Annotated in this window: 16 protein-coding genes; 13 read left to right on the top strand and 3 right to left on the bottom strand. The window is 44.4% G+C overall.

The window, feature by feature from the left end; translation table 11 throughout:
• Positions 1-41 precede the first annotated feature (41 nt).
• From MUY27_RS11390 to MUY27_RS11360, 7 genes are all read left to right on the top strand, one after another.
• On the top strand, positions 42-386 hold the full coding sequence (locus tag MUY27_RS11390; protein WP_245130147.1) for an LptA/OstA family protein: 345 nt from the start codon (positions 42-44) through the stop codon (positions 384-386).
• Positions 387-941: 555 nt separating this feature from the next.
• Positions 942-3,341: a phenylalanine--tRNA ligase subunit beta gene (gene pheT, locus MUY27_RS11385; RefSeq protein ID WP_245130146.1), complete on the top strand. Its 2,400-nt coding sequence runs from the start codon at positions 942-944 to the stop codon at positions 3,339-3,341.
• Positions 3,342-3,458: 117 nt separating this feature from the next.
• Positions 3,459-3,746, top strand: a complete 288-nt coding sequence (locus MUY27_RS11380; protein WP_245130145.1) for a hypothetical protein — start codon at positions 3,459-3,461, stop codon at positions 3,744-3,746.
• 22 nt (positions 3,747-3,768) lie between these two features.
• Entirely contained in the window at positions 3,769-4,059 is a 291-nt protein-coding gene (locus tag MUY27_RS11375) for a cell division protein ZapA (RefSeq protein WP_245130144.1), read from the top strand.
• A gap of 194 nt (positions 4,060-4,253) precedes the next feature.
• Complete coding sequence (gene rny / locus MUY27_RS11370; protein ID WP_245130143.1) at positions 4,254-5,816, top strand: ribonuclease Y; 1,563 nt, start codon at positions 4,254-4,256, stop codon at positions 5,814-5,816.
• Positions 5,817-6,156: 340 nt separating this feature from the next.
• The gene (locus MUY27_RS11365) at positions 6,157-9,474 is read left to right on the top strand and encodes a TonB-dependent receptor (protein WP_245130142.1); all 3,318 of its coding nucleotides are present in this window, start codon (positions 6,157-6,159) and stop codon (positions 9,472-9,474) included.
• An 88-nt stretch (positions 9,475-9,562) separates the two neighbouring features.
• Positions 9,563-10,069, top strand: coding sequence for a hypothetical protein (locus tag MUY27_RS11360; protein ID WP_245130141.1), 507 nt, complete (start codon positions 9,563-9,565; stop codon positions 10,067-10,069).
• 71 nt (positions 10,070-10,140) lie between these two features.
• Here MUY27_RS11360 and MUY27_RS11355 read toward each other — a convergent pair whose 3' ends face one another.
• Positions 10,141-10,455: a hypothetical protein gene (locus MUY27_RS11355; protein WP_245130140.1), complete on the bottom strand. Its 315-nt coding sequence runs from the start codon at positions 10,453-10,455 to the stop codon at positions 10,141-10,143.
• A 147-nt stretch (positions 10,456-10,602) separates the two neighbouring features.
• Between MUY27_RS11355 and MUY27_RS11350 the strand changes: the two genes are divergently transcribed.
• Entirely contained in the window at positions 10,603-11,016 is a 414-nt protein-coding gene (locus MUY27_RS11350) for a hypothetical protein (protein WP_245130139.1), read from the top strand.
• Between the two features lie 2 nt (positions 11,017-11,018).
• On the opposite strand, the gene MUY27_RS11345 is transcribed toward MUY27_RS11350, so the two are convergent.
• Complete coding sequence (locus tag MUY27_RS11345) at positions 11,019-12,773, bottom strand: lysophospholipid acyltransferase family protein (protein WP_245130138.1); 1,755 nt, start codon at positions 12,771-12,773, stop codon at positions 11,019-11,021.
• Between the two features lie 72 nt (positions 12,774-12,845).
• Between MUY27_RS11345 and MUY27_RS11340 the strand changes: the two genes are divergently transcribed.
• The 5 genes from MUY27_RS11340 to MUY27_RS11320 all read left to right on the top strand — a co-directional run bounded on the left by MUY27_RS11340 (position 12,846) and on the right by MUY27_RS11320 (position 18,704).
• Complete coding sequence (locus MUY27_RS11340) at positions 12,846-13,682, top strand: ComEA family DNA-binding protein (protein WP_245130137.1); 837 nt, start codon at positions 12,846-12,848, stop codon at positions 13,680-13,682.
• A 35-nt stretch (positions 13,683-13,717) separates the two neighbouring features.
• Positions 13,718-14,737, top strand: coding sequence for a toll/interleukin-1 receptor domain-containing protein (locus tag MUY27_RS11335; RefSeq protein ID WP_245130136.1), 1,020 nt, complete (start codon positions 13,718-13,720; stop codon positions 14,735-14,737).
• A 67-nt stretch (positions 14,738-14,804) separates the two neighbouring features.
• Positions 14,805-16,334, top strand: a complete 1,530-nt coding sequence (gene guaA / locus MUY27_RS11330; RefSeq protein ID WP_245130135.1) for a glutamine-hydrolyzing GMP synthase — start codon at positions 14,805-14,807, stop codon at positions 16,332-16,334.
• Positions 16,291-17,547, top strand: a complete 1,257-nt coding sequence (locus tag MUY27_RS11325; RefSeq protein WP_245130134.1) for an ABC transporter substrate-binding protein — start codon at positions 16,291-16,293, stop codon at positions 17,545-17,547. Before guaA ends, MUY27_RS11325 begins: the two co-directional genes overlap by 44 nt.
• Entirely contained in the window at positions 17,544-18,704 is a 1,161-nt protein-coding gene (locus tag MUY27_RS11320; protein WP_245130133.1) for an RsmB/NOP family class I SAM-dependent RNA methyltransferase, read from the top strand. The genes MUY27_RS11325 and MUY27_RS11320 overlap by 4 nt, the downstream gene beginning before the upstream one ends.
• A gap of 513 nt (positions 18,705-19,217) precedes the next feature.
• Here MUY27_RS11320 and MUY27_RS11315 read toward each other — a convergent pair.
• Positions 19,218-19,787, bottom strand: coding sequence for a MarC family protein (locus MUY27_RS11315; RefSeq protein ID WP_245130132.1), 570 nt, complete (start codon positions 19,785-19,787; stop codon positions 19,218-19,220).
• Position 19,788 lies beyond the last annotated feature (1 nt).

Below are 19,788 nucleotides of genomic sequence, written 5' to 3'. Positions count from 1 at the left end.
AAATAGTTTGCCTATATTTATAGGAAACTAACCTTAATGCCATGCTTAACAGACTTTCTTCGGTAAAATTCCCGCTGTCGGCTTATGTGCTATCACTTGCAATACTTAGTTTAACTTCTTTTAAAAATTCGCATTCGGCTCCTGAGTTCGAAATAGGCCAGCTTAAAGCAACCGCTAAAGACTCCTCGTATTTCGATGAAAAACAACACATGATTAAGCTTTACGGTAACGCTTCTATAAGCAATGGTAACAAAACCATCATGGCTGATTATATAGAATTTAACGGGCAAAGTAAAACAGGCAAGGCAGAAGGTAATATTAAGATTTATAGTTCCGGTGATACTGTTTCGATTGGAAACTTGTCTATACCTTTCAGTTTTAAATAAAAAGATTGTCGTAAAATCTTAAAGTACGCATCCTAACGCTGCATCTGTCGGCGGACCTCTCCCTAACCCTCTCCAAAAGGAGAGGTAATTCAAAGTTCTCCTGCAAGTTGGTGGAGTGGGATAGTATGCAATTTTGCATTCGATACGACCACTTAAGACGCTTACGTTCTGTTCGTCGCTAAAGTTTTTTGTTTCTAACGCCGGCAACCGACTTTTGGAAAGAAGCAAGACAGAACAGTAGGCCTGAAGCGCTGGCAAGCGACCTTATAGCTGTTACCTGAAGCGAAGGTCTATTGCGAACGATGTAGGGGTAACAGCTATCGTTGTCGGTGGTTCTGGATTGCTTGAGCGAAAGAAGTGTGCGGCAGAAAAAGCATATTGCCGGCTAGGCACTTTGGCTACTTTGCTGCTATGGCAAAGTAGCTTGAAGAAATCCTACCTAAAAAACACTTGCATCCACTGTTCTACATTAGTGAAATCGAATTTTCTAAATCTCACATCCCAAACCCGACATCCGACTAAAATCTTATCTTTGCCGATTATTCCCCATTACGGATGAAGATTTCTTATAACTGGTTAAAAGAGTTCATACAAACAGATAAAACGCCTTCAGAGCTTTCGCATATCCTTACCGGTATCGGTTTAGAGGTAGAGAGCCTGGAGAAGGTGCAGGCTATCCCAGGCGGATTGGAAGGGTTGGTGATCGGCTATGTAAAAGAAGCTGTTCAGCATCCCAATGCAGACCGTCTGCGGGTAACTAAGGTGGATGTTGGCGGCGCGGAAGACTTGCAGATCGTTTGCGGCGCACCCAATGTGGCCGCAGGTCAGAAAGTCGTGGTAGCAACCGTAGGCACAACGGTTTACCCTACGCAAGGCGAGCCTTTCAAGATCAATAAGTCAAAAATACGCGGGGAAGTTTCTGAGGGAATGATCTGCGCAGATGACGAGATCGGCTTAGGCACTTCGCACGAAGGGATTATGGTATTGCCTGATACCGCTGAAGTTGGCACCCTGGCAAAAGAATATTTCAACCTGAATGATGATTACCTGTATGAGATCGGCTTGACGCCAAATCGTGCAGATGCGGCTTCCCACTTAGGTACCGCACGCGATATAGCTGCCTTTCTACGTACGCATATCCAAAAGCCGGATGTTTCTGCTTTTGCTGTCGAGAACGAAAGTCGCACCATCCCTGTAACTATCGAAAGCAAGGCTTGCCCGCGTTATACCAGTGTTACCATTACCGGTGTTACCGTGCAGGAATCGCCCAAATGGTTAAAAGAACGTTTGGCGGTGATAGGTGTTCGCGCCATTAACAACGTGGTAGATATTACCAATTACGTATTGCACGAATTAGGGCAGCCATTACATGCCTTTGATGCGGATGCGATTACCGGCAACCAGGTGCTTGTTAAAACCTGTGCTGAAGGTACTCCATTTGTAACGCTGGATGGTGTAGAGCGCAAGTTAAGCGCGGACGACCTGATGATCTGTAATGCTGTAGAGCCCATGTGTATTGCCGGGGTATTTGGCGGGGCAACCTCGGGCGTAAGTGAAAAAACAACTGCGGTGTTTTTAGAAAGCGCTTACTTTAACCCGGTTTCTGTTCGTAAAACCTCTAAACGTCACGGCTTAAAAACGGATGCTTCTTTCCGTTTCGAGCGTGGCACCGATCCGGATATTACACTGTTTGCGCTAAAGCGCGCGGCCCTGCTGATCAAAGAAATCGCAGGTGGTACCATCTCGTCAGAAGTTTCGGATATCTACCCTGCTAAGGTTGAACCTTTCCAGGTACAGTTCAATTATGCTAATGCCATCCGTTTAATCGGTAAGCAAATTGCGGCAGAGGAAATGAAAGAGATTATCCAATCGCTGGATATCGCCATCGAGGAAGAGAATGAAGAAGGCTTACTGCTATCCGTTCCGCCGTATCGTGTAGATGTTACCCGTGAGGTGGACGTGATCGAAGAAGTGCTGCGTATTTATGGCTACAACAATATTGAAATTCCTACGCAGATCCGTGCATCGCTGAATACTTCTGTTAAACCGGAGCGCGATACCGTTCAGCGTATTATTTCTGAACTGCTGACAGCTAATGGCTTTAATGAGATCCTGACCAACTCGCTGACGGCTTCTGCCTACGCGACAGACCCCGATCATGCTGTAAAGATCTTAAATCCGCTGAGCAGTGATCTGGACATCATGCGCCAGACCTTGCTGTATTCGGGTTTGGAGGCTATTGCATACAACCAGAATCGTAAGAATGCTGATCTGAAGTTTTACGAGTTTGGTAAGGTATACAGCGTAAAAGACGAAAAGTATACCGAGCTGCGGCAGGTATCTTTATTTCTGACCGGCAATACTGCAGCAGAGCATTGGGGTACAAAACCGGTAGCGCTTTCATTCTATCACCTGAAGGGTATTGTAGATGAGCTGGTAGACCGCCTGAATGTAAAGGATTATGCCATTGAGGATACCACCAGCGAAGAATTTGCTTACGGCTTACAATACAGCTACCGCGGAACTAAACCATTGGTGAAGTTTGGTGCTGTTCAGCAGGCAGCTTTGAAGAAGGCAGATGTAGAGAAGGAAGTATTTTTCGCCTTGTTTGATGCCGATCTGATCCTGCAACTGGCGCAGAAAAATAAGATCGTTTACCAGGAGGTTTCGAAGTTCCCGGCCGTACGCCGCGATCTGTCTATGTTGGTTGATAAAGCGGTGACTTTTAATCAGCTAAAGCAGATTGCGCAGAAAACAGAACGCAAGCTGTTAAAAGAAGTAGGCGTTTTTGACGTTTATGAAGGGGACAAATTACCTGCGGGTAAAAAATCCTATGCACTAAGCTTTATATTGCAGGATGAAGAAAAAACCCTGACAGACAAGGCGATAGATAGCATAATGCAAAAATTAATTTATAATTTAGGCAAAGAAGCAGGAGCGGAGATAAGGAAATAAGAGAGGGAGTGACTTAGATGTGCTGATGTGTAGATAGGCAGATGTGCAATGAAATGTCACCCTGAGCCTGTCGAAGGGTAAATTGAAAATCCGAAGTCCGAAATTCGAAATCAAAACATGACTTTAGCAGAACAGTTAACAGCGGTAACAAAGAAAACAGAGCGTTTAATTGCGCTTTGCGACGCTTTACAGCAGGAAAACGCACTGCTTAAGCAGCAGCAAGAGCTTTTAAATACCTCTATTTCAGATAGTAACGGCAAGATTGCAGAGCTTGAAGAGAAGGTTCGTGTACTGAAGTTAGCAAAGTCTGTTGCAGACACTGGCGAAAAAACTCTTGACATCAAGCAAAAAATTAACGAATTTGTGCGTGAAATTGATAAGTGTATTGTGTTATTGAAAAAATAACACCGATAAGTGAACAAGCTCAATGGGAGAAATCTCCATAAAAATAAATATTGCTGACCGCGTTTACCCTTTAAAGGTAAGCATGGAAGAAGAGGAAATTATACGCCGCGCATCCAAACTGATTAACGACCGATTGAAAGAATATCAGGAAAATTATGCAGTTAGGGATAAGCAGGATCTCCTTTCAATGGCTGTATTGCATTACGCAACGGAGTCGTTAAGGGTAGAACGTAAAGTTACCGTAGAAGATACGGAAGTAGCAGACGGTGTTTACCGTCTGGACCAGTTATTAACCGATTTTCTTTCAAAGTAATAACGTTCTTTATATAAACAGAGCAAAGATTTAACCGCAGTTAAATTTTAAGTTTCACTATCAGAAAGTTGTTGGCTTTTGATAAGCACACCGCGGCAGGTGCCAATGCCGTAAGGATGTTTATTAAAGCAGCGCTCGTCTGTATGCAGATCACTTAAAAATTAATTGCGGTTTTTTTATACATACATAACAACATGAACATACTTTATATTATCATCGGGCTTTTGGTAGGTGCCATCATTGGCATTATCATCGGTCGTTACCTGCTTCGCCAGCTCTTTAAAGAGCAGGAAGTTGCGGCACAGAACAAGGTTAAGAAAATACTGAAGGACGCTGAGAACAACGCGGAAATACTAAAAAAGAACAAACTGCTGGAGGCGAAGGAAAAATTCCTTCAGATGAAAGCCGAACACGAGCAGGAGGTAAATTCTAAGAATAATGCATTAAATCAGCGCGAAAACTCTATTAAACAAAAAGAGCAATCGCTTAACCAAAAGTTGGAGAACGCAAACCGTAAGGAGCACGAACTGGAGAATACCCGTAAAAACCTGGAGCGCCAGACCGAAGTTGCCGTTAAAAAACAGGAAGAGGTTGAATTGCTGAAACAACAGCACGTGCAGCAACTGGAAACCATCGCCGGTCTTACTGCCGAAGAAGCGAAGAACCAGCTGGTGGATACCTTGCGCGAAGAAGCACGCAGCAAGGCCATGATGCAGATTAAAGATATTGTGGACGAGGCGAAGCTTACTGCAACTAAAGAGGCTAAAAAGGTAGTGATCCAAACTATACAGCGTACCGCTACAGAAAGCGCTATCGAGAATACCGTTTCTATCTTTAATATCGAGAACGACGAGATCAAGGGCCGTATCATCGGTCGTGAAGGTCGTAACATCCGTGCGCTGGAAGCAGCAACTGGTATCGAGATCATTGTAGACGATACACCGGAAGCTATTATCCTTTCAGGCTTCGATCCGGTTCGTCGCGAGATTGCCCGTTTGGCAATGCACCGCCTGGTAACAGACGGACGTATCCACCCGGCACGTATCGAAGAGGTAGTTGCCAAAACCAAGAAACAGATTGAAGAAGAGATCGTGGAGATTGGCGAGCGTACCGTGATTGATTTAGGTATCCATGGCTTGCACCCCGAACTGATCCGGATGGTGGGCCGTATGCGCTACCGTTCATCTTACGGGCAAAACCTGCTGCAACACTCGCGCGAGGTAGCTAACTTCTGCGCAACCATGGCTGCAGAGTTGGGCCTGAACGTTAAGTTGGCTAAACGTGCCGGATTACTGCACGATATTGGTAAAGTGCCTGATGATAACCCTGAACTGCCACACGCTATTTTAGGTATGCAACTGGCAGAGAAATATAAAGAACATCCGGAAGTGTGCAACGCTATCGGTGCCCACCACGACGAAATAGAGATGACCTCCATGATCTCGCCAATCGTACAGGCTTGTGATGCTATTTCAGGCGCACGCCCTGGTGCACGCCGCGAAGTGGTAGAAAGCTACATCAAACGCTTGAAAGAGCTGGAAGAATTGGCGCTTTCTTATCCGGGTGTAGAGAAAACTTTCGCAATCCAGGCCGGCCGCGAACTGCGCGTTGTAGTAGAAAGCGAAAAGGTAAGCGATGCGCAGTCTGAAATACTGGCAGCAGATATTTCAAACCGTATTCAAACAGAGATGACCTATCCGGGACAGATCAAGGTTACGGTGATCCGCGAAACCCGCTCTGTATCATTCGCGAAGTAATAATTTCGACCCTAATATTCGGAAAAGGTAGCCATGGTGCTGCCTTTTTTTGTGGCCAAATGTTAAATCTGCCTTAACTTCGGCTGGCTGGTAAAAACCAGTTCGCCACGTCTACCGCATTCGCCGCGGTTACCACTTTTGCCACATTTACCGGCTCAGCCACCCTTTTATAACTTTTAAGACAGTTTTACTGCCGTTTTATTGTCATTTGCTTAATCAGAGTTGCTTATAAGAATATTAATTTAACCTTTATATTGATTAAATATTCGAAGATAACATAACCTTCTCTTAACATATCGTTAATATTATAGGGCAACCTTTGTGTTCAAATAAAACACAAATGAAGAAGCTCTACTTTGTCGTCTTTTTACTCTCAGCCTTTTGCTTTATTCAACAAGCATCAGCGCAGCTTACTACCGCTACGCTTACAGGTAAAGTAATTGATTCAAAAGGTACAAACATGCCAGGTGTTACCATCTCTGTGGTAAACACCGGTACAGGTACCCGTTATGGTACACAAACTAACGCCGAAGGCCGTTACACCCTTCCAAACATTAACCCAGGCGGTCCTTACACTATTACAGCCACTTTTATTGGCTACCGTAAGGAAGAACGCACAGGCCTTACCTTAAGTCTGGGCAGTGCGCAGTTCAACTTCCAACTGGCTGATGAAGCAACTGCCATTAAAGAAGTTACCGTACGTGCTACAGCAGGCGGTACCCGTACAGGTGCAAGCACACGTATTAACCAAAACCAGATCCGCACGTTGCCGTCTATCAACCGTAACTTCCAGGATTTAACCCGTACTACACCTCAAAGCAGCAATAACTCTTTCCAGGGTACCAACTTCCGTTACAACAACGTAACGCTTGACGGTGCCATCAATAACGATGCGATCGGTTTCAGCCCTTCATTAGGTGGCCAAACCAATACATCCGGACAGGTAGGTAGCAGTACCCGTACTAACCCGGTATCTTTAGATGCTATCCAGGACATCCAGGTGTTGGTTGCGCCTTACGATATCAAAATCGGTAACGTATTAGGTGGTTCTATCAACGCGGTTACCCGCAGTGGTACAAATGATGTAAGCGGTTCATTCTACTCTTTTGGCCGTAATGCTACATTTGTTGGCGCTAACAAAGCCGGTGGCGACTTTTCTAAAGAGCCTAAAGAATTCCATGATTACCAGATCGGCGGCCGTTTAGGTTTCCCTATCATCAAAAACAAATTATTCTTCTTCACTAACGAAGAGATCAACCGCAGAAGGGATCCGGTAATTTTAGGTGCCGGTACAGCAAACTCTCCGGTTACCTTAGCTCAGGCACAATCAATTGCCCAGGCGTTCACAAAATATACCGGTTTAGATGCTGGTACTTATGATAACACCACCATCTATTCAAACTCTGATAAGTTCTTTAACCGTTTAGACTGGAATATTGATGATCATAACCAGTTAACCGTTCGTAACAACTACATCCGTTCTGATGCAACCAACCTTGAGCGTGATAACCTGACTTTCCGCTTTAAAGGTATCGACTATGTTTCGCATAACAACTCAAACTCAACAGTTGCAGAATTAAAGTCGAGGTTCTCTAATACACTGAATAACAACTTGCTGTTAGGTTATTCAAACGTTCACGATTACCGCGATCCGCTTTCTAACCCGGGTTTACCACAGATCGAGATCACTAACGGCCCGTCTACCATTTTCCTGGGTACAGACCGTGAGGCTGCGATCTTTGATATGCACCAGAAAACAGCTGAGTTTACCGATAACCTCACCTGGGTTAAAGGCAAACACACCTTTACTTTTGGTACTCACAATGAGTTTTACGACATCACTTATAACTTCGTAAACTCTTGGAACGGCCGTGTAGCTTACAGCAGTATTGCCAACTTCCTGAACAACAACCCAAGTCGTGTCCGTGCCAACTACAACTATACCAACAACTCACGCGATTATATACTTGCTAACCCGTCTGCACAATTTAAGGTTAACCTGTTAAGCTTATACGGACAGGATGAGATCCAGTTAACCGACAACTTTAAACTGACTGCCGGTTTACGTTTCGATTATGCTGACGTGCCTAACAAACAACCGTTAAGTACTAAAACTACCGGTGCTACTGTTGACCCTAACTACGGTACCACTTATACCTACACTAAACCACGTGATATCCAGAATAAATTCCTGGGCAATGTTGATATCAACCCACGTGTGTCTTTCAATTATGACATCAATGGCGATCAAAGCGTAGTATTACGCGGTGGTTCTGGCTTGTTCACCGGTCGCGTTCCATTTGCATGGTTCGGTTATGCCTTCTACAACAACGGTGTAACTTACGGTGCATTTGACCAACGTTCATCAAACAAAGCGTATGTTGCCGGAACTAACCCGGTACAGGCTCCTGCAAACGGTGGTTTAAACTTTGTTAACCAGCAAGGTGCTAATACTTCTGCAACCGGCCCTACCCAGGTTGACATGATCGATAACAACTTCAAAATGCCACGCGTATGGAGAAGCAGTTTAGCTGTTGATTATGCTACAGATAACCAATGGAAATTCACTTTGGAAGGTATTTACACCAAAGTAATGCGCGACTTGAAGTTCCAGCAGGTTAACACCGTGGATAACGTTACTTATTATCCTTATGACGTTAACCACCAACAGCCGATCTACATTGCGGTGCCAAATGCTACCAATACCGGTACTACACAGGCTATCAACTCTTCTTATACCAACGCTTACCTGTTATCAAACACCAATCAGGGTTACCGTTACAGCTTAACAGCACAAATTGCCAAACTATTCATCCTGGATGCGAACAGCAATCTGAACTTTACTGTTGCTTATACCTACGGACACTCTAAAGACGTAACCAACGGTATCCGTAACTCAATGGAGTCTAACTGGCAGTTGAACCAGGCTTTAAGCCCGAACAATCCGCAAGCGGCCAACTCTAACTTCGATATCCGCAACCGCATTGTTTCAACCCTGAACTATATGGTAAACTGGGATGCAGCTAAACGTTACACCGCTAACTTTACCCTGTTCTTCAGCGCACAATCTGGTAACCCATATACTTACGGTTTCGTTCCAAGCCCGGTTAATGGTACCGGTCAGCAGGTTAGCTTAGCTTATATTCCTAAAGTTGGCGAAACCATCAACTTCTTTAACGACATTAATGGTGGTGCTACTGCTGCACAGCAAGCCGCTGCGTTTGATGCCTTTATCGATGGTGATAAATACCTGAAAACCCGTCGTGGCCAGTTTACTGAACGTAACGCTGCATTCACTCCATGGAACAATAACCTTGATTTCCGTTTCGCACAGGATTTCAAATTGGGTGAAGGCAAACACAAACACGTAATTACTTTCACTTACGATATTGTTAACCTTACCAACCTGTTGAACAAAGATTGGGGTCACTATTACTTCTCTCCAAACACTTACAACTCAACATCGTTCATTGGTTTAAGTGCAGTAGCCAATACTACTGCTTCACCTAATAACGTAGCCAGCGCTTCTAACTATGTGAAGAATGGTAACGTTGCTTTCTATCCTAAATACACTTTTGTTACACCGACAACCAAGTACTCTACAGATTACTTCGCTTCTCGCTGGCAAATGCAATTTGGGGTAAGATACACCTTCTAAAATGTAAGAATAGTTTAATAAATACCGGAGGCTCTGTGAAAACAGAGCCTTTTTTTTGCTTAAAATTGCACCGCTGTTAAAACTGTTGATGATGAAAAAAGAAACCCCGGTTCCGCCTGCCGAAAAAAAGTATCAGCTTTTTGAAGGTTTTGCGGTTGGTTCAGAAAGCCGCAAGTTGCAATTATTGCTGATACCGCTGGGACTTTTTGGCCTGATGGGCGTATTGTGGGCGATCCCTTTTCCGCAGCTGAAGTTTTTAGGGGAATACAACGCTTACTTTAACTGGGCTTCGTTTTTCATCGCCGTTATTATTTATGTGCATTTGAAAATGTCGCCGCTGGTATCTTACCTGCTGCTGTTTATGCTATTTGCGTTTTCTTACGGCATTATCCAGTTAGAACAATGGCACGAGCAAGGCGGGCTAAGTGTCGCGCTGGTTGCCGGTATCGTTTTACTGATCTTCCTTTCGGCGGAATGGATTTTATATACGAAGGTGAAGGAAAAATATCAGGCAGCATCTTTTATCACGACTATCGTTAACTCGCCAACCTGGCTAATGGTTGTGCTGGCTAAAAAGTTAAAGATGAATTATTAATCCTGCCGGAAACAAAAAACGGGAACCATAAGGCTCCCGTTTTTTTTATGATGATAACTGGATTAAAAAATTTACCATCTTCTGTGTCCCCAACCGTGGCCTCTGTAATAACCGCGGCCATAACCGCCGCGTACCACTACCACTTCACGCGGGCCATAGTATGGACGACGGTAGTAAACCACCGGGGCAGGCCTGTAATATACCGGTGGCGGCGGTGGGCAATAAGCAGGCTGTTCTACTACCACTACACGGCGGGGAGGAGGTGGCGGAGGGCAATAATATGGTGTGCCAAAGTTTACGCCCACATGTACACCCACCTGGGCTTTAGCAGAATTGACAGTAAAAAGTGCGGTTACCAGAATTGCAATTAATGTTAAACGTTTCATAGTACTTCAGTTTAGTTGTATGCAGTTGCTGCATCGTTTACATGAATAGGACAAAGGCTTTTTTTGATGGTTTAATATTTTGTTAAGAAATTTTTAATGCTGTAGCGAAAAGCCGTATAAATACGTAAGGGTATAAAACAACCTTTTATGAAAAGATTTCTCCTTATCGCGCTGCTCGCACTAACCGCCTGCAAAAAGGATAATGAAACGGTGAGCGACCCCAACCGGCATTATGCCGCCGATGGTGTACACGTTGATTTTGATCTGGTTAAATGGTCGACCACCAGATCTGACACGCGGTTCGGAACAGTTTATGTAACCCTGAAAGGCAGCACAAATGCAGACCAGGTTACCGTAGAAAGCCACGGTGACGGCCTTATAACCACCAATGCAATACCGTTGACGCAGGATGCGAAAAAGCGATTCGACCAAACCGTAGCCATACAATTTACCGCTGCTGCAGATCAGGCCACAACCTTTAAGACCAACACCCTGATTATCGCCACAAAAGGCAGTAAAAGGTTAAGCTTCAGGTTGTATAGCGAGGATTTGAATTATTAGGCTTACAAGTTCTTCCCGAGTTTGTCCAGGATATCCTGCGGAACCTTTTGCAGATCAAGCACCAGGAAACCGTCGAGGCAGTCTGCAAATTTCGGATCGATGTTAAAGCAAATGATCTTTGCATTTAGCGCGATATACTGCCGAAGCAGAACAGGAACTTTGAGGCTGCGGGTTTCAATTTCAGACACCAGGCTGTCAAGGTTTTTAAAGCTATTCTCGCCGTTCATCAGCAGGTCGGCATCGATGCTCGAAAAGTCCAGCTTGAACTTCTTCCTCGGCTTCACATACTGGGCCATTTCCTCGTCGAAATGGTTCCGGGTAATGTAGTCTACGATCAAAGACTTCGAAAACTTCGAGAAACTGTTGCTGATACTTACCGGGCCGATCAGATAGCGGTAGCGCGGGTTATCGATCAGGAATTTCAGGATGCCCTTCCACAGTAAAAACAGCGGCAGGGGTTTTTGCTGGTATTCTTTGCGGATCCAGGAGCGGCCCAGTTCCAGGCTGCGTTTCAGTACCGGTGTAAATTGCGATTTAATCTTGAACAGCTCGGCGGTGTAAAAACCTTTCTTGCCCATGCTGTAAAAAATCTCATCACCCAGGCCCAAACGGTATGCACCAACAATCATCCTGGCTTCAGTATCCCAGATAAACAAATGATGGTAGTAGATATCGTAACCATCCAGGTCGGTACTTTTGTTCGTCCCCTCGCCAATGTCACGGAAGGTGACTTCGCGGAGGCGGCCAATTTCGCGGATCACATTAGGGATGACAGAAGTGGGAACTACAAAAACCTCGTAATTTTTTTCTTCCCAAACGCGGTAACTTTCTCTTAAAGGCGCAATTTCTTTTTCAAGCACTGCGGAATCAGTCTCGGGGGCTATTTCTGCGGCGTCTTTCTTGATCTTGAAAATATTACGGGGGCGAAAGATCTTTTTCTCTTCTTCCAGGCCGGTTCCCAGGGCATAAGTACGTGCGCGCAGGTAGCTTAGCAGCTTGGTTGGGTTATTATATTCCGGAACTTCCAGTACATTAATAGGCTTGCCGATCCGCAGGCGGATGGTCTGGCCTTGTTTGTTAAATAACTCAGAAGGTAGCTTGGCGGTACGCAATGTAGGGTGTATCAGGCTGAGCAGGTTAAACAGCAAGCCATTATTACCGTGGAAGTAAATAGGCACTACCGGAACTTTTGCTTTTGCAATCAGCTTGCCTACCACCGGGTGCCACATACGGTCGGTGATCTGCTGCTTCTCCACCTTGAAGGTAGATACCTCGCCCGCCGGGAAAATACCGATTGGCGTGCCGCTGTTCAACAGTTCCAGCGTGGTTTTTATACCGCTGATACTGGACGAATGCTCTATATTTTCAAAAGGGTTTACGCCTACAAAATAATCGCTCAGGTTTGGTATTTTCTTCAGCAGGAAGTTGGCCATCAGTTTTGAGTCTGGCCGGGCCATGCATAAGATCTTCAGTAACACCATTCCCTCTATACCACCGTAGGGGTGGTTAGCGATGGCAACAAAAGCGCCGTTAGCCGGGATGTTGCGTAGTTCGCGTTCGTCAAACTCCACCTTAACGCCAATGCCTTCTAATATGGCATCCACAAATTCGGGGCCTTGTTTGGGCTGTGCCTGGGCAAATAATTCGTTTACCCGGTTTATCTTCATAATTTCCATTAGAAGAGCAGCCAGGCCGGGCATTTTTAATTTATCCAGTTTAGTGGCTTTTGCAAACTCCTCTGTGGTAATTACTTTCATGTTTTATCAAGTGCTTATTAGCTAATTATAGTCAAAATTATTTACTTTAACGGCTATTAGTATGCCAATCGCATGATCCCCAACCTTAAAAATTATCTCTCGCTCTCAAAAAAAGAGTGGAACGGTTTGGTGGTATTGGTGTCACTAATTATACTAACCATGGCTGCGCCGTCTGTCTACAGCCTGTTTCACAAAGATAAGATAATAAATTTTAGTGAATTTGATAAAGCGGCGGCTTTACTAAAGTATAACAAAGCGGGAGTTACTTCGTCAGCAGGAAACCTCGGGGATACTGTTCATCTTTTTAAGTTCAATCCGAATAAGTTGTCGGTACAAAAATGGTTGCAGCTGGGTTTGAGCGAACGCCAGGCCGGCATGATTACGCACTACCTGGAAAAAGGAGGGCATTTTTATAAGAAGGCCGACTTAAAGAAGATCTATTCCATTTCCGAAGCTGATTATACCCGCCTTGCACCCTATATCGAATTACCGGATGCGGAAGAAGCTATACCGGTGATTGAACTGAACCATGCAGATTCGGCATCGCTTACCCGGCTTAAAGGTATCGGTCCGGGTTTTGCCATGCGGATTATCCGTTACCGGGATAAAATAGGCGGTTTCCATTCAAAACAACAACTGAAAGAGGTGTTCGGGATAGATGAAGAACATTACCTGTTGGTAGAAAAGCAAGTGAAGGTGAACGCATCATTGCTGAAAAAGCTGAATATCAATAAAGCCACGTTTGATGATCTTCGCCGTTACCCTTACCTTACTTACAAACAGGTGAATGCTATTTTACAGTACCGCAATGAGCACGGCGACTATGAAAATTTAGCTGATATGGAAGATGTGGCGATATTGGATAAAGCTACTTTGCAAAAACTGAAGCCTTATTTGGTGTTTAAGTAATATTTTATTGATGTTGCTAAAAAAAATATAGGATAATGATTCCACTGCTTAAAGAATGCGTTGAGAAACTCAAAAGGGAGTTAGAAGTTACAGTTCAAGATAATTTAATTACCACTTTTGCTTATCAAAAGAAACTTCCCAGTAAAAATGGCCAGTATTGGTCTCTTGATCTTTTTATTTTTCACGAAGATGAGTCTAGAGCGCCATTTGACGTGAATATAGGCTATTTTAGAGCAGTTAGCGGTTATGAAAATACGCCTATAGATATTAATAGGTTCTTTGATAATAATGACAATTTAGTTTCGGAGTTTTTTGAATGTTGGGAGATCCATAAGTTTGAAAACTTACTTCCTTTATTGCTTGAAATTGAAGCTATTGATGGTTTAGGTTATAATGCAAGTATAACGATTAAAAGTTTTGTTATCACTAATGTTGTTTGGCTACGCTATGTTTGTGAAGAGACACTTTTAATTATTCATCCTGATGAAAATTACGGTAAGGAAATATATATAGGAGTTCAGCAATCAGAAAGATGGCGATTAGAGGTAAAAGATAGAAGGGGAGTTTTGCATTACCGAGTGCCTTTTGATAAGGTTAAAAACTTTGCAAATGCACAAATATTAGAAGCTGAACAAAATAAGCCAAAATATCAATATGAGATCGCCTTATCATTTGCTGGAGAAGATCGAGATTATGTAAATGAGGTAGCACGAGAGTTGAAGAAGAACAACGTTAAATTATTCTATGACGATTATGAAAAAGTAACGTTATGGGGACGTGATTTATATACCCATCTTGATGATATATATAAAAATAAGAGCATGTATTGTATTATTTTTCTATCTAAATTCTATAAGGAAAAATTGTGGACGAATCACGAGAGGGAGAGTGCACAAGAAAGAGCATTTTTAGCGCATGAACCGTACATATTGCCTGTAAGATTAGATGAAACTTCAATTCCTGGGATAAGAACTACAACGGGTTACTTGGATGGAGTACGTTTATCCCCTAAAGAAATAGCAATGTTAGCCATTGAGAAGTTAAAGAGTATATAAAGGGCATACGCAGTGTTATAATGTGAAATTCTTGAATTAAAACCCCTGCAAATTACTATCTTTGCCCATGCAGGAAAAAATTCTAATCCTCGACTTCGGCTCCCAGTTCACCCAACTGATTGCCCGCCGGGTAAGAGAGCTCAATATCTATTGCGAGATCCATCCATTTAACAATTTCCCGGAAGTAGACAGCACTGTAAAAGGAATCATCCTTTCTGGTAGCCCGTATTCTGTTCGCCAGGCAGATGCCCCCCAGTTTGATTTTGCCCGTCATCACCGCACACTGCCTATTTTAGGGGTTTGTTACGGTGCGCAGTACATTGCACATTACAATGCAGGTGAAGTTTCGCCTTCAAGTACCCGCGAATATGGCCGGGCTAATCTGCAGTACATTGCAGATGGCAACCCATTGTTCAAGGAAATTCCGCAGCATTCGCAGGTGTGGATGTCGCACGCAGACACCATCCAGAACGTACCTGCTGATTTTGAAATTATCGCCAGCACAGACTCTGTTCGCGTAGCGGCTTATCATATTAAAGACACCCAAACCTTTGGTATCCAGTTCCACCCAGAGGTAACCCATAGTATAGACGGCAAGCAACTGCTGCAGAACTTCCTGGTGGATATTTGCGGTTGCGCGCAGGACTGGACGCCGGACTCTTTCATCGAAACCACCATTGCTTCATTGAAAGACAAGCTGGGCGATGACAAGGTAGTATTGGGTTTATCCGGAGGGGTGGATTCATCGGTAGCCGCCGTATTACTGCATCATGCCATCGGCAAAAACCTGTATTGTATTTTTGTAGATAACGGCTTGTTACGTAAGGACGAGTTTGAATCGGTGCTGGAATCATACAAACACATGGGCCTGAACGTGAAAGGTGTAGACGCTAAGCAACGTTTCTATGATGCCTTAGAAGGGTTAAGCGATCCGGAGAAAAAGCGGAAAGCCATCGGCCGCGTGTTTATTGAGGTATTTGACGACGAAGCCCACCAGGTTCAGGATGTAAAATGGCTTGGTCAGGGCACCATTTACCCTGATGTCATCGAATCTGTATCGGTTAAAGGCCCTTCTGCTACCATCAAGTCGCACCATAATGTAGGCGGCCTGCCAGATTTTATGAAGCTGAAGGTTGTGGAGCCGCTGAATACCCTGTTTAAAGACGAAGTGCGTAAAGTGGGTAAAGCTTTAGGTATTGATGCTAATATTTTAGGCCGTCATCCGTTCCCAGGTCCGGGTCTGGCTATCAGGATATTAGGTGAGGTAACACCCGAAAAAGTTCGTATCTTACAAGAGGCGGATGCAATTTATATCAACAATTTACGGTCCGCCGGCGTTTATGACAAAGTTTGGCAGGCCGGAACGATATTTTTGCCTGTCCAGTCGGTAGGGGTAATGGGCGATGAGCGTACCTATGAAAATGTGGTAGCGCTGCGTGCAGTAGAATCTGTAGACGGAATGACTGCAGACTGGTGCCATTTGCCGTACGACCTGCTGGCAAAAATCTCTAACGAGATTATCAATAATGTAAAAGGTATAAACCGGGTAGTTTATGATATCAGCTCGAAACCACCGGCAACTATCGAGTGGGAATAATCCTTTCTGGATATTAGTATTACTGGTTTTGGTAGCTGCCTGTTCGCCTAAGGTGCGCAAGGTGGAACCAAAACCGGTAAATATTCCTGCAAAAACGATAGAGAAGCCGGTAAACAAGCCACTGCAACCGCTTCCGCCTCCTTTAGAGCAGCGGTTCAATACGGTTTCTATGTTATTACCTTTTAATTTGCAGAACCTGGACGCTGGTAAAAGCTACAAAAAGGCCGATCTGCAATCGGCTAATATGGCGGTAGACTATTATCAGGGTTTTAAACTTGCGCTTGATTCACTGACAGCACAGGGGTATAATTACCGTTTACAGGTATTCGATTCTAAAGATCTGCCTGCAGAAACGCGTGCACTGGCGCTTAACCCCAAAGTGCGTAACAGCGATATGGTGGTGGGCCCGGTATTTCCTGACGGGATTAAGGCATTTAGTGCAGTGTCTGCAATTAAGCCCGAACTTTCACCGCTTTCTCCGGCTTCGCCTGCTGAAGCACGTAATCCGATGTTGATTACCGCTATCCCGCCGTTGGAATACCATGCCCGTCGTACAGCGCAGTATGTGCATCAAAACCTGAAAGCAAAAAAGGTATTCATGCTAAAGTCTGGCTTTAGCGCTGATAACAAGTACCTGGTTCCCTTCAAAAAATCGCTGGATACGTTGAGCAAGCTGAAGGTTAAAGCAATACCGTTTACCGTAGTTCGCGGTAGCCTAACTTCCCTGCTGCCCCAGTTATCCAAAACGGAACCCAACGTGTTTGTCATAGGGGCTACCAACCAGGCTTTTCTACAGTTAACACTGCGTTCGCTGGATACCCTGGCGAAACATTACCCAGTTGTTTTGATCGGACACCCCAGTTGGGAACGCATGACATTTTTAAAGGCCGATCTGTTGCAGCGCCTGAAAACGGTGATCACCTCGGCGGATCATGTCAACTATAAAGCCGCAAACACACGTGATTTTATAAAGGCTTTCCGGAAAGCTTATCATGCAGAGCCATCAGAATACGCCATCAAGGCGTTTGACGAAGGATATTATTTCGGCCTTTTGCTGGCTCAGGCTAACGGAAGTACCATTAAGCCGGAAGGTAAAGATTACCAGGGCCTGCATAATAAATTCCATTTTGTAAAAAAAGCAGGTGAAGGTTGGGTGAATACCAATGTAACTCTATTGAAATACGTTAACTTTGAGTTAAAAGCGATCGAATGAAGGCCGTCAACCAGCTCAAAACCTTTCAACGCATTTTAACAGAGTTCCCGGGCGATACCCCGCTTGGCAAGTTCCTGCCCGCTTACTTCAGGCAGAACAAGCAAATGGGCTCTACCGATAGAAAAGTAGCCAGTCGCCTGATCTACAATTATTACCGCTTAGGTAAAGCTTTGCCTCAATTAGCCGCTGAAGACCGTTTGATGGTGGCTGAATTTCTTTGCAATAATCAACTGAATTCCTTTCTGCAGCATTTTAAACCGGAGTGGGCTGCCTGTATTAGTTTCGGGCTTGATGAAAAGCTGGAAATGGTAGCAAACGCATACTCGGAGTTTGCACTCGAAGACGTTTACCCTTGGACGGATCGTTTATCTGAAGGTATTAATCGCGAAGCTTTCCTGAAATCGTTCTTTGTGCAACCAGATCTATTTATTCGTGTTCGTAAAGGGTTTGAGCAACAGGTAAAGGCCGAACTTAAAAAGGCAGATGTTACTTACCGGGACGAAGGCAATAACTGCCTGGCATTACCCAACGGTACACGTTTAGAAAACATATTCCCTAAACAGCATTGGTTTGAAGTGCAGGATGAATCCTCACAGCAAACTGCCCAGTTCTTTCAGCCAAAGCAATGGGACAACTGGTGGGATGCCTGCGCGGCCTCTGGCGGTAAATCATTGCTCTTGCACGAACTTCAGCCAGATATTAAACTAGTGGTTTCAGACATCAGGGAGAGTATCCTGGCTAACCTCGACGAACGTTTTGAACAAGCCGGTATCCGCAAGTACCAGAAAAAGATATTAGACCTGACCCAAAACCCCGACCCGGTGTTGCATGATTATGCTTTCGACGGAATCATCCTTGATGCACCTTGCAGCGGCTCGGGTACGTGGGGACGCACACCTGAAATGATCAGCCAGTTCAACCCCGTCAGGATAGAGTTCTTCCAGCGCTTGCAGCAAAATATCATCCCTAACGTGGTAAAGTATTTGAAACCAGGGAAACCGCTAATCTACATCACCTGCTCTGCCTTCAAAGCAGAAAACGAGGAAGCAATAGACTTTATGACGAGTGAGTTGGGCTTAAAAGTAGAAGACCAACGCGTGCTGAAAGGCTATGAACACAAGGCGGATACCATGTTTGCTGCAAGGTTGATACCGTGAGATTGCCACACTGCGTCGCAGTTCGCAAAGACACCTTTATTTTGTCATCCTGAACAAAGTGAAGGATCTGTACGTATCACAAATAATAGATGCTTCGAGAGCCTCAGCATGATAAAGCGTAGTACAAAAACCATGTCACCCTGAGCTTGTCGAAGGGGACGCTGTTATCAAGAACGAGTTAAAAAAACCGTTCGATTGGCAGAATGCGTTATAAGATTGCCACACTGCGTCGCAGTTCGCAAAGACACCTTTATTTTGTCATCCTGAGCAAGGTGTTTATTTAAAGCTTGTCATTGCGAGGAACGAAGCAATCTCTCAGCTGCTTATGATTAGATTGCCACAGCACTTCGTGCTTGCAATGACACGTTTGTGTGGTCACAAGAATTAGCATGATAAGCGTAGTACAAAAACCATGTCACCCTGAGCTTGTCGAAGGGTATTCTTTTATCAAGAACGCGTTACAAACGCATTCGATTAGTCAAAGTCTTGACTCTTGTACCTTGACTCCTGTTTCTAAAGGTGCGTATTGCTTCTAAATAATTTAATAGCTATAGCCAGCAGGATAATGCCGAAGGCTTTACGAAGAATGTTCAAACCTGTTTTACCGAACAACCGTTCCAGGCGCTTTACATTCTTCAGCACCAGGTAAACAAATAAAGTATTGAGAATGATGCCGATGAGGATATTCTGCGTAGCATATTGTGATTTCAGCGATAGTAAGGTAGTCATGGTACCGGCGCCGGCAATCAGCGGAAAGGCCAACGGAACGATTGATACCGCTTCGGGCATTTCTTCTTTAAAAAAGGTAATCCCAAGGATCATCTCCATGGCGATAATAAAGATCACCAGTGAACCTGCAATGGCAAAAGAGGCAATATCCAAACCAATCACCTTCAACATTTCATCTCCCAGGAACAAAAAACCGATCATCAGCACCAGAACCGCTATCGAAGCTTTCTCAGATTCGATATGCCCGGCTTTCTGCCTTAGCTGGATAATTACCGGGATTGCGCCGAGGATATCGATGATCGCAAAAAGGATCATCGTAACGGATACAATTTGTGCAGGGTTAAAATAGGTCATA

The organism is Mucilaginibacter straminoryzae (genome assembly GCF_022953055.1).
In the GTDB taxonomy this organism is placed as follows: Bacteria; Bacteroidota; Bacteroidia; order Sphingobacteriales; family Sphingobacteriaceae; genus Mucilaginibacter; species Mucilaginibacter straminoryzae.
The sequence above is the reverse complement of the archived record's forward strand: the minus strand, read 5'-3'. Positions and strand labels throughout refer to the sequence as shown.